11 protein-coding genes are annotated in these 14442 nt (G+C 45.5%); all 11 read right to left on the bottom strand.

Features of this window, described 5'->3' with window-relative positions:
* Positions 1-6: 6 nt before the first annotated feature.
* Positions 7-1416 carry a UDP-N-acetylmuramoyl-tripeptide--D-alanyl-D-alanine ligase gene (locus AC3WJJ_RS07155; RefSeq protein WP_492539195.1) on the bottom strand — a complete coding sequence of 470 codons (1410 nt, stop codon included), beginning with the start codon at positions 1414-1416 and terminating at the stop codon, positions 7-9.
* Complete coding sequence (locus AC3WJJ_RS07160) at positions 1413-2900, bottom strand: UDP-N-acetylmuramoyl-L-alanyl-D-glutamate--2,6-diaminopimelate ligase (protein WP_492539197.1); 1488 nt, start codon at positions 2898-2900, stop codon at positions 1413-1415. The genes AC3WJJ_RS07155 and AC3WJJ_RS07160 overlap by 4 nt, the downstream gene beginning before the upstream one ends.
* Before the next feature lie 68 nt (positions 2901-2968).
* Positions 2969-4915 (bottom strand): stage V sporulation protein D, encoded by a 1947-nt coding sequence (locus AC3WJJ_RS07165; RefSeq protein WP_492539199.1) that lies wholly within the window; start codon positions 4913-4915, stop codon positions 2969-2971.
* Between the two features lie 86 nt (positions 4916-5001).
* Positions 5002-7230, bottom strand: coding sequence for a penicillin-binding transpeptidase domain-containing protein (locus AC3WJJ_RS07170; RefSeq protein ID WP_492539201.1), 2229 nt, complete (start codon positions 7228-7230; stop codon positions 5002-5004).
* 21 nt (positions 7231-7251) lie between these two features.
* Positions 7252-7653, bottom strand: coding sequence for a cell division protein FtsL (locus tag AC3WJJ_RS07175; RefSeq protein ID WP_492539203.1), 402 nt, complete (start codon positions 7651-7653; stop codon positions 7252-7254).
* 37 nt (positions 7654-7690) lie between these two features.
* Positions 7691-8644, bottom strand: coding sequence for a 16S rRNA (cytosine(1402)-N(4))-methyltransferase RsmH (gene rsmH, locus AC3WJJ_RS07180; RefSeq protein WP_492539205.1), 954 nt, complete (start codon positions 8642-8644; stop codon positions 7691-7693).
* 55 nt (positions 8645-8699) lie between these two features.
* On the bottom strand, positions 8700-9137 hold the full coding sequence (gene mraZ / locus AC3WJJ_RS07185) for a division/cell wall cluster transcriptional repressor MraZ (RefSeq protein WP_422660368.1): 438 nt from the start codon (positions 9135-9137) through the stop codon (positions 8700-8702).
* Positions 9138-9357: 220 nt separating this feature from the next.
* Positions 9358-10626, bottom strand: a complete 1269-nt coding sequence (locus tag AC3WJJ_RS07190) for an adenosylhomocysteinase (RefSeq protein ID WP_422660367.1) — start codon at positions 10624-10626, stop codon at positions 9358-9360.
* Between the two features lie 82 nt (positions 10627-10708).
* Positions 10709-12340, bottom strand: a complete 1632-nt coding sequence (gene bshC / locus AC3WJJ_RS07195; RefSeq protein WP_492539207.1) for a bacillithiol biosynthesis cysteine-adding enzyme BshC — start codon at positions 12338-12340, stop codon at positions 10709-10711.
* A 158-nt stretch (positions 12341-12498) separates the two neighbouring features.
* Entirely contained in the window at positions 12499-13437 is a 939-nt protein-coding gene (locus AC3WJJ_RS07200; RefSeq protein ID WP_492539209.1) for an ABC transporter ATP-binding protein, read from the bottom strand.
* Complete coding sequence (locus tag AC3WJJ_RS07205; RefSeq protein ID WP_422660364.1) at positions 13434-14429, bottom strand: ABC transporter ATP-binding protein; 996 nt, start codon at positions 14427-14429, stop codon at positions 13434-13436. Before AC3WJJ_RS07205 ends, AC3WJJ_RS07200 begins: the two co-directional genes overlap by 4 nt.
* Positions 14430-14442: the final 13 nt, after the last annotated feature.

A 14442-nucleotide genomic window follows, 5' to 3' on the forward strand; every position in this document is an offset into this window, starting at 1 on the left:
ACCCCCTTACCTCGTTGTTCCGTTGTGCAAGCTTTTTAGAGCATCCACAACTTCTTCTAATTTCATGCCACGGGAGGCTTTGACCAATACGACATCTTTATTGGTAACCTCTTTAACAATTGCTTCGATCAATGATGTTTTATCTGTAAAGGCCATTACCTGTCCTTCAGATAGAGTATGTGTAGCAGCTTCCGCGATATGAGTGGATAATGGGCCAAATGTAAACAACAGATCAACATTATCCGATGACACATAACGCCCAATCTCTGCATGAAACTCCTCTTCATCAGAACCAAGTTCGAGCATGTCCCCGAGCACGGCAATCTTACGGCGATAACCCTTCATATCACTTAATACATCCAGTGCAGCTTTAACAGATATAGGGCTCGCATTGTAAGCGTCGTTTAGTACGGTCACCCCATGCTCCGTCTCTATGCACTCAATACGCATACTTGTCAGACGAAGACCTGAAAGGCCCTCGCGAATCTGCTCATCGCTTACACCGTAGTGCTCAGCTACTGCAAGAGCCGCCAGTGCGTTCACAACATTATGTCTTCCTAACAAAGGCAGGCTGAACCCCTCACCTGAATGCACATGAGACGTAAAAATAATTCCTTTGGGATGAAACATCATCCCTGTTGGATAATCATCATTATCTTTCCCTGTACCAAAGGTAAATGTTCGGAGATCATCCGGCTTCTTCGTATCTGCCTCAGCAAGAACCATAGGAATCAACGGCTCATCCCCATGATAGACTAGCAGACCACCTGGCTTCATACCGCTGATAATCTCAACCTTAGCTCTAGCAATTTCCTCTCTTGAGCCGAGCTGCAGCAGATGCGATTCCCCTATGTTGGTAATGACTGCCGTATCAGGACGTGCAATCGTAGATAACAGCTCGATTTCATGTCGCCCACTCATTCCCATTTCGAGCACAACAATATCCGTATCCTCCGGCATGTCTAGCACCGTAAGCGGAAGTCCGATTTGATTATTAAAGTTACCTTGTGTTTTATGCACTTTGAATTTCGTTTCTAGCAGAGCAGTAACCATATCCTTAACCGTAGTTTTACCGTTACTGCCGGTAATACCTACAACCTTGGCTCCACTCTGTTCCAAATACGATGTAGCTAGCATCTGCAAGGCGATGAGTGTATCTTGCACCTTAATTACTGGACCGTCTGGCGGAGTGCCATGGTCCTCTTGCCATAAGATAGCACCTGCTTCAGACGCAAGCGCTTGGGCCGCAAAATCATGACCGTCGAATCGTTCACCAACTAACGGTACATACAAACAGCCTTTCCGTATTTGTCTGGTGTCAGTACATACTCCTTGAATCTTCAATTCCTCATCTTGTTTACGCGTAAGCGCACCGCCGCACATAGCGGCGATGCTTAGTAATGGTTTATGAATCACAATTTTCTGCCCCTTATCGCTTCTTTTGCAACGATGCGGTCGTCAAAATCAAATACTTTTCCCGCGATCAGTTGATAGGTCTCATGACCTTTCCCCGCAATCAATACTACATCTCCCGGGCTTGCCATTTCAATAGCCTTTTTTATGGCCTGCCTGCGATCCACAATAAGCTGATATCGCCCTTCTGGAACATCGTTCGTAAGAAGACCTGCTTCTATATCCTTCAAAATAAGCTGCGGATCCTCCGTTCGTGGATTATCCGACGTAATAATCACTATATCACTGAGGCCAGCAGCAATCCTCCCCATGATCGGGCGCTTGGTCTTATCTCGATCTCCACCACATCCAAATACGGTTATGATGCGACCTTGAGCAAACTCTTGTAACGTGCGAAGTACATTATCTAGTCCATCTGGTGTATGTGCATAATCCACGATGACCGCATACGGCTGGCCCTCATCCACGGCTTCAACCCGTCCCTCTACGCCAGGCACCGATTCGAGGCTTTTCTTAATATCATGCAGTGGTACGTCTTCAAGAAGTGCAGCAGCAATCGCAGCCATAGTGTTATACACATTAAACTTGCCTATCATCTTTAAGGATATATCGATACTGCCGCGAAAGGTATCTACATGAAAAGATGTTCCTTTCGCAGTTATAGCAATGTTAGTAGCACGAACATCCGCTTTATCGTTTAAACCGTATGTAATAACCTCGGCTGCTGTTAATTTTGTGAATGGCTCAGATGCTTTATCATCTGCATTCAAAACTGCATACTTCCGTTGTTTGGGATCCTTGGCAAAAGCATTGCCCAGTCGTGAGAAAAACAACCCCTTGGCATTCTGATATTCCTCTACAGAATTATGGTAATCTAAGTGGTCCTGTGTCAAATTTGTAAAGACAGCGGTTCGAAAATCGGTGCCCTTCACCCGCCCTTGTTCAAGTGCATGTGAGGATACCTCCATCACGCAGAACTCCGTACCTGTCTCCAGCATATCGTTCAGGCTCTTCTGCAACTCTAGTGCTTCTGGTGTCGTTCCCGACATGGGGAACTTCTTACCGTTATACTTCATCTGAATCGTACCTATCAATCCGGTTTTGAGACCATAATCGCTCATGATCTTATCGATAAGATAGGTCGTTGTTGTCTTACCATTCGTACCTGTCACACCTACAACGGTCATCCGCTGGCTGGGATGTCCGTAAAAAGCATCTGCAAGTATAGCCATTGCAAACCGGCAATCCTTGACCACGACCTGTGGCAGGGTAGTCTCTAGTTTCCGGTTAACGATAAGAGCGGATGCACCTTTTCTCTCCGCTTCGCTCGCGTAATCATGTCCATCAACCGTATGACCGGGCAAACAGATAAACAGATCACCCGGTATAACCTGTCTGGAATCCGTCTGCAATCTTAGGATGTCAATCTCAGCATTGCCTAAAATAACAGCTGAGGCTAAAACGGATGTCAGTTCGTTCAGTTTCATCGTCATCCCTCCATATGTGCACAACTTGACATTAGCATCTTAATTCGTTATTGCAGATACTTTAATGACTAGTGCCCATGCTTATCTTCAGACGAATCTTTCCCCATATATATCCGGATCGTTGACCCCCGCTCTACTCGACTTCCCGGCTTCGGTGCTTGGTTGATTACCACCTCACCGGTACCCGATTTAGCAAGCATGAAGTTCATGTTCAGGTCTTCATATAAGTCTTGAACTGTAGCACCGACAAGATTAGGTACGGTTACTGTTGGTGTCTCACCATATTTGTATTCCCGAGCAAGCTGATCCTTGCGCTGTGGAATCTTCATATAATGCAGCGCATCCTCTAGAATGTTCTGCACGATCGGCGCAGCTACGACGCCCCCGAATTGAATCCCTTTCGGATTATCTACCGCTGTGTACACAACAATTTGCGGATCATCAGCTGGTGCAAATCCAATAAAGGATACAATGTGCTCGGTCGAAGAATAACGGCCATTAATAACCTTCTGTGCTGTTCCTGTTTTACCGCCAACCCGGTAGCCATCAATAAAGGCAGGACGTCCCGTACCTTTCGCTACGACACTCTCCAGCGCTTCCCTAACTTGCTTGGAAGTTCCCTCTGATATAACTTGCTTTACCGGTTCTGGTTTAATCTCTTCAACGATCTTACCTGTCTCCGAGTTAATCCAGGCTTTTGCTACGTGAGGTTGATAAAGGTTCCCGCCGTTGATCGCCGCAGATACCGCAGCCACCTGTTGAATCGGCGTAACCGAAACCCCCTGACCAAAGGCAGTAGTAGCTAATTCAACGGGTCCCACTCTCGACAGTTTAAACAAGATACCATTCTCTTCACCGATTAGGTCCACACCTGTCTTTGTACCAAAGCCGAAATCACGGATATATTGGAATAAGGTTTCTTTCCCCAGCTTTTGACCGAGGGCTACAAACCCTGGATTGCAAGAATTCTGAACGACTTCCATGAATGTTTGACTTCCGTGTCCTCCCTTTTTCCAGCAACGAAGCCTTGCTCCACCAACTTCAACAGCACCAGCATCAAAGAATTGATCATTTTTAAGATTCACTTTGCCTTCTTCAAGCGCAGCAGCAAGCGTGATGATCTTAAAAGTCGATCCGGGCTCATAAGTCATCCAAATCGGAAGATTCCGATTATAAATCTCAGGTGCGAAATCATTATATTTTCCCGGAGAATATCCCGGCCTACTAGCCATCGCCAGAATTTCACCATTCTTCGGATTCATAGCAATCGCCCAGCTCGCATTGGCCTGATACTTAACCATGGCTTGATCCAATTCCCGCTCCATAATAGATTGGATGGACTTGTCGATCGTGAGTTCCAGGTTAAGCCCATCTCTAGGCTCCACATATTTCTCTGAAGACCCTGGCATCAGCCTGCCGCCAGCATCTGATAGATAAGATATGTTGCCATTCATGCCCATTAGCTTATCATCAAACTTCTTCTCCGTTCCCGTCAGTCCCTGATTATCTATTCCTGTAAAACCAAGAATATGCGCTGCAAGACCACCATAAGGATAGTATCGTTTATTATCCTCAGCAACAACGATACCCGGCAGCTTTAAATCACGAATTTTCTGAGCCAGCTCCATCGTAATTTTCCGTCCACCGGGTTTGAGGCGTTCAACCATGGATCCCCGTTTCGTAATAATCTTCTTCACATCGGCTTCCTTCATGCCTAGCAAAGAAGCTAAGAGTTGAGCTGTTTTATCTGGCTCTTTAATCTGAACCGGGATAGCCATGATGGTCGGCGTACTAATATTCGTCACTAATGCTTCTCCGTTACGATCTAGAATTTCTCCACGCTTTGCCGTGAACGGAATTTCTCGACGCCAGGACTCTTCTGCTTTCGCTGACAACTCGGCACCCTTACCAATCTGAACATAGGCAAGCCGAACAACAAGTGCGGCGAACAACACAAATAGCAGAAGTAGAGCCCATAGCAACCTACGTCTTTGAGAAACCATGGATACCTTCAACTAAGATCCCCCCAATCGAACCCGTAAGCTCATGATATACGTTTATCACATGAGTATTCGGGACAACCAGGGGTTAGAACAAGCTATTATTCGCCTTGCGCTGTCTCTTCTTGCTTTACATCCTCCTGCTGATCAACAGACTCGGTTGAATCATTGACTCCCTTTACCGTGTCAGCTGCTGATTTGAGTGTAAGATAGACCACACGTTGACCTTTTTCGGTTATTTCTTTCTGTTCTGCAACGTAGCCTTCACCTTTCACATTAACCCGCACCTTCATTAAGGTGAGGACCTCCATCGCATCCCTCAGAGATTCACCTTTCAAATCAGGGATCTTCATCGAAGTGTTCTCCTCGGTGAGAAGATAGATCTTCTGACTAGCTGCCATGGAAGCACCCGCTGGTGGGTACTGTTTCTTTACCGTGCTTCCTTTACCCAATGTTTCAAAGGTTAATCCCTCAGCGAGCAGCTTAGCTTTGACCTCACTTACCTTCATTCCAGCCAAGTCTGGCGTTTTGAGCAGATCAGCTGTTTCTGTTTTCACTTTGTCATCCTTATCCGCCTGAGTCTCCGTCTTTGGAACGCCCCAATATTTAAGCGTTTGGGATACGATCTTTTGGAATACAGGTGCAGCTGCGGCTCCGCCGCCAATCTTCTGATTCGGTTCGTCAATAATGACGAGTACCGCGATTTTAGGATTATCAACAGGTGCATATCCAATAAAGGAAACTACCGCTTTGGAACGGTCACTATAGTCCCCTTTTACAGCCGTACCGGTTTTACCCGCTACACGATAACCTTCAATATATGCGTTATGTCCGGTACCCTTTTCTTGGTCAGCTACGACCTGCTCCAGATATTCGCCTGTTTTTCTAGAGGTTTCTGCTGATATTACTTGGCGAACAACCTCTGGCTCAATCTTTGTTTTCTCACCGGTATTTGGATCTTCAAATTCCTTGACGATATGAGGCTCTAACAATTTCCCTCCGTTCGCCACAGCCGAAATCGCTGCGAGCTGCTGAATCGGCGTAACCGACACCGCATAGCCATATGGAACGGTCGATATATCGATATCTCTTTCCATATTCATACGTCCGAGAGCCTCATTCGGAAGATCAATATTAGTTCTTTCACTAAAACCAAACGCGTTAATATAATTTTTCAATCGTTCTTTACCAAGCATTTCATAACCAAGCTTGACGAAAGCTACGTTACTGGATCGCTTCACACCTTCTAGATAAGAGATCTGTCCCCATCCGCCAGCTTTAATATCATAGTGCGTTCTTCCTCCAGCGCGGATCGAGCCGGATAAATATTCCGCATTTGGATTGAACAAGTTCTCTTGAATAGCACTTGCCAGTGTAACGATCTTAAACGTAGATCCAGGCTCATAAGTGGAACTAATAGCATGATTCCTGAAGCTCTCCAGATTGTATTCCCAATATGTATTCGGGTCAAAGTTTGGCATATTCGCCATCCCTAAAATTTCCATGGTATTGGGATCTGCAGCAATAACCGTCATACTAACTGGATTATATTGCTGATATGCTTCACGCATTGCATCCTCGATATAATACTGGATAGTGTCATCAATCGTCAGCTTAAAATTTTTACCATTCTTGGCAGGCTGGTATACTTCGTCAGCAGAAGGGACCTTAACCCCCTTCTTATCACTCTGATATTTCGCGAACCCGTCAATCCCTTTAAGCTCATCATCGAAATACTTCTCAAACCCAGCTACCGCGTTCCCTTGGCGATCCGTGTAACCAAGTACATGGGCAGCCATCGTATCTCTTGGATAGAAGCGTTTCTTCTCGGTGACAACCGTAATTCCGGTATCTACAACCTGCCCCGAGGTTCTGAGTTTCTGTTCAAGCTTCTTTTTTAGTTCTTCAACCTTATTTCTCTTGTCTTCATCCATCTTCCAGCCTTCGTTACGAATTTCACGATAGGTATGATACTCCCCTTCATCGTTTTTGGCTGTTACAAGCTTTCTGAGGGCTTCTTTGTTTTTCCCTAACACTTGATTTAGACCATCAACGATATCATCTTCCAGACCATTCGCATGAATAACCTTAGGATTGATCGTAACCGTATATGCAGGGGCGTCCATTGCAAGAATGTCGCCGTCCCGATCTGTGATCGTCCCCCGAGAGGCTGTTAACGTCTCTTGTCGATTCCATTTCTTCGAAGCTTGTTCGGCCCAAAAGTCATTGTCTATAACCTGTAGCCAGAAAATTCGTCCAATCAATAAAGCAAAAAAGAGGGTAATCACTCCCCCTATTAGCAATGTACGCAGTTTAATTTTTTTTATCATCGGTACAACCTCACTATTATTCTAGTTTTGTCCCGACGGAGTGCTGGATGCATCTTTCCCTGATGGGGAGACATGGATCGCATTGTCTTGCTCAGCTTGTACATAACCGAGCTCTTTCGCTTTTTTTGCAATGCCCATTTCGAGCGATTGTTTCTTCACCTGAAGCGTGTCTATTCTTTGATTTAATGTTTTGATCTGGGAGTCTGCATTCTGAATTTGTCGGTTCATATCATAGATCTTCACATGACTCATTCCAACCCACCCCATCACTGCAACCACAAACAGCACGGACATTAGGTAGAGAAGCTTTTCTCTCTTAGGAAGCTGAGAACGACGTTTAATAACTGTCGTTGTCTCGACATATTGGGACTGTTGTTCCTTCTGTCTCTCTTGTACGGCCAAATTGCCGCGTGTGTAGGCCATGGCTGAATTCTCCTTCGTTTTTGTTTTTCTAAGTGTGTTATAACTTCTCTGCGATACGCAGCTTGGCCGAACGAGCACGTGGATTAAGCGCTAATTCCGATTCACTTGGTACGATCGGCTTACGGTTCACAAGCTTTAGAGATCCTTGGCCACCACCACATACACACATTGGAAAGTCTGGCGGACAAGTACACTTCGGAATATAACTGTTAAAGATTTGCTTACAAATCCGATCTTCCAAAGAATGGAATGTAATAACAGATACTCTTCCTCCTGGAGCCAGACATCTCACAGCCTGATGTAAAGCATCCTTGAAAGCCCCTAACTCATCGTTTACTGCAATACGCAGCGCCTGAAAACTACGTTTCGCTGGATGGCCGCCCGTTCTGCGAGCCGCGGCCGGAATTCCTTCTTTAATCATATCGACCAATTGACCAGTAGTTTGAATGGGGCTAATGGCCCGCTTTTCACAGATGACCCTAGCGATACGTCTCGAAAATTTCTCTTCACCGTATTCAAACAAAATCTTGGCGATTTCTTGTTCTGACCATTCATTCACGATTTCTGCTGCCGTAAGCTCTGCGGATTGATCCATCCGCATATCGAGCGGTGCATCGTGATTGTAGCTGAACCCTCTCTCCCCTTCATCGAATTGCGGCGAAGACACGCCCAAATCAAACAGAATACCGTCAACTAGGCCGGGGTCATCCTCGTCACGACCGACTTCGCCTCGGAGTACCTCCTCCAAATCGCGGAAATTCGTCTTGACCAGAGTAACCCTGTCTCCATAAGGCTTCAGAGCCTCGCGCGCATTATTAAGCGCCCAATCATCTTGATCTAGCGCAATCAAGCGGCCTTCTGAACCCAGTTTGGAAGCGATCAGCGAGCTGTGGCCCGCTCCTCCCAGTGTACAGTCAACATATATACCGTCTGGTTTGATGCGCAGCCCTTCTGTCGCTTCTTCTTTAAGCACCGTGATGTGATGAAACAAGCTGCAGCCCTCCATAATTGTCTACTCATTCCACATGTGATATCATGCGGATTGGTTACAGGTCGAAATCGAAATCGACCAGCTTCTCTGCAATGTCATTAAACGCTTCTTCTGATTGCTGATAATACTTCTGCCATTGCTCTTTGCTCCAAATCTCCACTCGATTCGAAACGCCGATTACGACGCATTCTTTGTCGAGCTTCGCAAATTCACGCAAATTGCCCGGCAAATTTACCCTTCCCTGTTTATCCCATTCACATTCTGTCGCCCCGGAGAAAAAAAACCGAGTAAACGCACGTGCGTCTGACTTCATCAGTGGGAGGGATTTGAGCTTTTGTTCCATAATGGCCCATTCTTCAGTGGGGTATACAAAGAGACACTGGTCGAGTCCGCGAGTTACAATAAAGGAGCTGCCAAGGAGATCACGAAACTTCGCAGGGATAATGATTCTTCCCTTATCGTCGATGCTATGCTGAAATTCTCCCATAAACATCAGGCACTCTCACTCCTTTAACCCCGAATCCCCCACTTTGCACCACTTTCCACCACTTTAGGATAATAGATTCGCCATTACAAATCAAATCCCTTCAAGCAAGTTATTGTTTTTTTCTCCCCTATGTCTATGCGATACATCAAAAAAACCCTTATTTGAATTCTTTCCGAATCCAAATAAGGGTTATGCATATTAGCAAAAAGCCTTGCAGCGCATCGTTTTAATGCTGTGCCCAACTATTCAAATATGATTTCTGTGTTTCACTTAGTTCATCAATTCCCATTCCAAGACTTTCTAGTTTATAACGAGCGACTTGCTCATCCAGTTCATAAGGTACATTCACAACTCGATTACCAATTGTTTGATATTGATCATTTACATATTTCAAGGAAAGTGCCTGTAATGCAAACGTCATGTCCATGATCTCGGCTGGATGTCCGTCACCTGCGGCAAGGTTTACCAGACGACCTTCAGCTAGAAGATAGATTTTACGTCCATCATTCAAATGGTACTCTTCAATATTACGACGTACCGTGCGAATAGATTTCGAACGGGATTCCAAATCTGGCTTATTCACTTCCACATCAAAGTGACCAGCATTGGATAAAATCGCTCCGTCCTTCATCACATCGTAGTGTTCACCACTGATTACATCACGGTTACCTGTCACAGTAACAAAGAAATCACCACGCTTCGCGGCTTCACCCATTGGCATGACATGGAATCCATCCATGTAAGCTTCAACGGCTTTAATCGCATCTACTTCAGTAACGATTACGTTCGCACCAAGGCCTTTAGCGCGCATGGCAACGCCCTTTCCGCACCACCCGTACCCTACAACGACCACCGTCTTACCCGCTACAACCAAGTTGGTAGTCCGATTAATCCCATCCCACACAGACTGTCCTGTACCGTAACGGTTATCGAACAGGTATTTACAGTATGCATCATTCACAGCAACCATCGGGAAGTTCAGCGCACCTTCTTTTTCAAGTGATTTCAACCGGAGGATGCCCGTTGTTGTCTCCTCAGCTCCTCCACGAATCCCTGCAAGCAGATCAGGACGTTCTGCATGAAGAATCGTAACAAGGTCTCCGCCATCATCGATGATCAAGTCAGGTTTGCTTTCTAACGCCTTTATAAGCAGCTCCTTGTACTCCTCTGGCTCAGGATTGTATTTAGCAAATACCGTGATACCATCCTCTACCAGAGCAGCACATACATCATCCTGTGTTGAGAGCGGGTTACTTCCTGTAATCGTGACCTCGGCACCACCAGCCTGAACCACTTTTGCAAGATAGGCTGTCTTCGCTTCGAGATGCAGGGAGATTGCTACCTTGAGTCCTTTAAACGGCTGCTCTTCTTCGAACTGCTTCCGTACTCGATTCAGAACGGGCATATGCGCCTCGACCCAATCGATCTTTAAATGTCCCTCTGGTGCAAGTTTCAAATCCTTGATAACGCTATTCTGAATTGACGATGAACTCATACAACAGCCTCCCTAAAAAATGAATTATGCAGTACTATATCATACCCCAGCTTTTTACATAAGTGTCTGTATGAAAATGAATTTAGAGATACACAGCTCGGTGAATGCCTGAATCATCATAAGGAATACTCATCAGATCATCCAAGAGAGTTAGTCCATATCGATTTAAATAGTAGAAAATATTAAAAACTCGCTCCTGAGGTCGACCCATAGGTGCGATAGACTGGCTTAGAAAATCCCATTGTCTCAACGCGGCACTGTGCTGTTGTTCTAACGAAGCTTTGGTTTTATTCAGGAGAAAATCCATCTGATCCAAAATTTTCGTCTGATTACTCTGACCTAGCTTCACGAGTCCGGGCTGCAAATTTGCAATGTCCTGCAACAAAGGATTGTAAAGCTGATGGAACAACTCTTTGGTCTCTTTGAAACGTTCATCCAAATCGATTCCATTTTGTCCAGCTAACCAATCCTGACGCTTAGCTTCCATGTTAACGTGTATATCTTGAAATGTTAATTCGTATTTCTCCAAATATTTCTGAGAGGTGGCATCCACGAGTGTAAACGACATTCGCGGCAAGATTAACGGCATCTGAAGGCCCATCTCAGCAAACGCATAACGTGTAATAGCCCAGTAGGAGATCTCACCTTGACCTAATACTGTTCCCAGTACCGGTAGCAAAGAATCTTGCATGATCGGCCGAGTAAGCACATTATTACTGAAGCGTTCTGGATGCTGCGAAAGTTCTGTAAGCAGCTCGGATTCGGAGAACGAGATCAAACCTTTTCTGTCTGTAAAGACTCCATTTTCCCTAAATAGCAAGATTCGCTTGTCATCATGTAGATAAAACAAGTTCGCCCCATTCTCGGGAACATCCGCCTGCAATTCATATCCCAAACCTGTCATATCCCTTGCTGCTAACTGGTACGATTGACCTAGAGAGTCATTATGACGAATCAATTGTTCAAAGATCGGAGCCTCCAAAACTCTTAAATCTGGATCTGAAGAATCAAGAAGAATTAATCCGTATTTCCCAAACATCGCCCCCATTAATTGAGCAAATGCATCACTAAGGCCAGTGGAAGTTGCTGCTGCTGAGCGAAGTAAATGAATTATTTCAGACTTATACTCACTATCTTTAAGCAGTTCCTGCATTTCATCAAGAGCTTGATTCCATTGTTCTGCATGAACTGGTGTACAGCTAACCGATGTCCTCGGACCCTCCTCACGCTCCATTCTAATCTTGGCCACTTCTAGCTCCGCATCCATAACAAAGGTATGATCTACTTCATCCCAGTCATGATCTTCCCCTGCAATCCAAAATAAAGGAACAACGGGTCTACCGAGTCTTCTCTCAGCCTCTTGGGCTGCTTGTATGATCGTAATGGCCTTATGAACAACAAGCATGGGTCCCGTAAACAAGCCGCTCTGCTGTCCACCTGTAATGACTAGAGTACCTTCTCGCTCCAGTAAATCAAGCGATTTATGTACCGCATCATGCCCATTATATCTTTCATTATATAACCGAAGACACGCGGTTAGCGCTTTCCGGTTAATTCGTTTCTCCTCGGTCTGGTCCAGCCATTTCACTCGGTGCTCCCAGCTTCGTTCATCTCGGTGATTACCACCGTAAAAACCACTTACCTGTTCATAGTGGTCCATGTAATCTTGTGCCAGGCTTGATCCGCCAGATAATGGCTCGGGCACTATATTCATGAGGTATGCCTCCCATTCTACTTCAACCTATCTTGGTTAACTTACTTTAGTAAAGCTCATATTGATTGTACCGAATGATGATGTTCTCCGTCAAAGGAAAATAGAAAAACCGCCAGCGCTCAGGCTGACGGTTAATACTTTCAGAACCTATCAAATTATTAAGCGTAAGCTTTGGACACCCAGTGACCTTTTGAAACCTCAACCAATTCGGTATCTTTCTCTTCAAGGACAATCGTACCTGCTTCGCCTTTTGCTGCGGAAATAGGTCCTTGCATATCATTTTCAATAATCAGACGCTTTTTATTAGCTTCAATCTCTGGATCAGGGATTGGAATTGCAGACAAAAGAGATTTCGTATACGGATGAATCGGATTCGCATACAGCTCTTCACTGTCAGCAAGCTCCACCATTTTACCCAAATACATAACCGCTACACGGTCACTGATATGCTTTACCATTGATAAATCATGGGCAATGAACAAGTATGTCAATCCAAGGCGATCCTGCAGATCCTTCAAAAGATTGACAACCTGAGCTTGAATCGACACATCAAGCGCCGAAATCGGTTCATCACAGATGATAAATTTCGGATTTACCGCAAGTGCACGAGCGATACCGATCCGCTGACGCTGACCACCGGAGAACTCATGCGGATACCGCGTAGCATGGTCACTGTTCAAGCCAACCATATCAAGAAGCTCTTCCACCCGCTTTTTCCGCTCAGCTCGGCTGCCAGCCATACCGTGGATATCCAAAGCCTCACCGATGATATCTGTAACAGTGAACCGCGGATTCAAGGATGCATAAGGGTCTTGGAAGATCATCTGCATATCGCGGCGCATTGCCTTCATTTTTTTCTGAGACAACTTGTAGATGTCTGTTCCACCGAACATCACACTACCAGCAGTAGGCTCATACAGGCGGAGAATTGTCCGTCCTGCCGTAGATTTACCACAACCTGACTCACCAACCATTCCCAGCGTTTCGCCTTCACGGATGTTGAAGTTCAAGTTATCTACCGCTTTTAAGATTTGCCCCTTACCGACATCAAAATATTTCTTCAGGCCTTTAACCTCGATTAGATTGTTACTCTTCATGATGTCTCAGCCTCCCGTGCCATCGGATGAAGGTTCCAGCAACGCGCTACATGTGTATCGCTGAATTCCGTTGCACCCGGATCGATTCGTTCACAAATTCTCATCGCCTCATCACAGCGAGCGCAGAATGGACAACCCACCGGCGGCTTGATGAGGTCTGGAGGCGTACCGATAATCGGAATGAGCGGCTCGTCCTTCTTTTGATCCAGACGAGGCATGGAGCGTAGGAGACCTTTAGTATAAGGATGCTGTGGATTCTTAAAGATTTCCCACTTCGTTCCTGTCTCCACAACTTCACCAGCGTACATTACGATAACACGGTCACACATACCAGCAACTACACCAAGGTCATGAGTGATTAGAATAATCGATGTACCCAGACGATCCTGCATTTCTTTCATAACATCCATAATCTGTGCCTGGATCGTAACATCAAGTGCCGTTGTCGGCTCATCCGCGATGAGTAGAGCCGGACTACAGGCAAGAGCAATTGCGATCATCGCACGCTGACGCATACCTCCGGAAAACTCATGGGGATATTGATTAAAACGCTCTTCCGCATTTTTAATACCTACGAGTTTAAGCATTTCAATCGCTTGTTTTTTGGCTTCACTAGAGGACATACCTTGATGCTTGATGAGTACTTCTGTAATTTGTTTACCTATTTTAATGGTAGGATTCAAGGAAGTCATCGGATCTTGGAAGATCATACCGATGTCTTTACCACGAATCGCTTCCATCTGTTTGTTTGTTTTTTTCAGGAGATTTTGTCCTTGGAATATAATTTCTCCCTTTTTAATTTCTGACGGCGGGGACGGAATCAGACGCATAATCGTTTGGGCAGTAACACTTTTACCACTTCCGGATTCACCGACGATCGCAACCGTCTCCCCTTTGCCGACTTCAAAATTCACACCGCGAACCGCTTTAACTTCTCCACCGCGTACACGGAACGAAACATTGAGATCTTTAACCTGCAAAATCGGTTCCATACCTTCCCACCTC

Source organism: Paenibacillus sp. FW507-14B1B, assembly GCF_058781425.1.

What these genes read in the sequence shown, in the direction of transcription:
- AC3WJJ_RS07205 (WP_422660364.1), bottom strand. Translation starts at nt 14,429, where the DNA reads ATGGAACCGATTTTGCAGGTTAAAGATCTCAATGTTTCGTTCCGTGTA.
- AC3WJJ_RS07200 (WP_492539209.1), bottom strand. Translation starts at nt 13,437, where the DNA reads ATGAAGAGTAACAATCTAATCGAGGTTAAAGGCCTGAAGAAATATTTT.
- AC3WJJ_RS07190 (WP_422660367.1), bottom strand. Translation starts at nt 10,626, where the DNA reads ATGAGTTCATCGTCAATTCAGAATAGCGTTATCAAGGATTTGAAACTT.
- AC3WJJ_RS07170 (WP_492539201.1), bottom strand. Translation starts at nt 7,230, where the DNA reads ATGATAAAAAAAATTAAACTGCGTACATTGCTAATAGGGGGAGTGATT.
- mraZ (WP_422660368.1), bottom strand. Translation starts at nt 9,137, where the DNA reads ATGTTTATGGGAGAATTTCAGCATAGCATCGACGATAAGGGAAGAATC.
- AC3WJJ_RS07160 (WP_492539197.1), bottom strand. Translation starts at nt 2,900, where the DNA reads ATGAAACTGAACGAACTGACATCCGTTTTAGCCTCAGCTGTTATTTTA.
- AC3WJJ_RS07175 (WP_492539203.1), bottom strand. Translation starts at nt 7,653, where the DNA reads ATGGCCTACACACGCGGCAATTTGGCCGTACAAGAGAGACAGAAGGAA.
- bshC (WP_492539207.1), bottom strand. Translation starts at nt 12,340, where the DNA reads ATGAATATAGTGCCCGAGCCATTATCTGGCGGATCAAGCCTGGCACAA.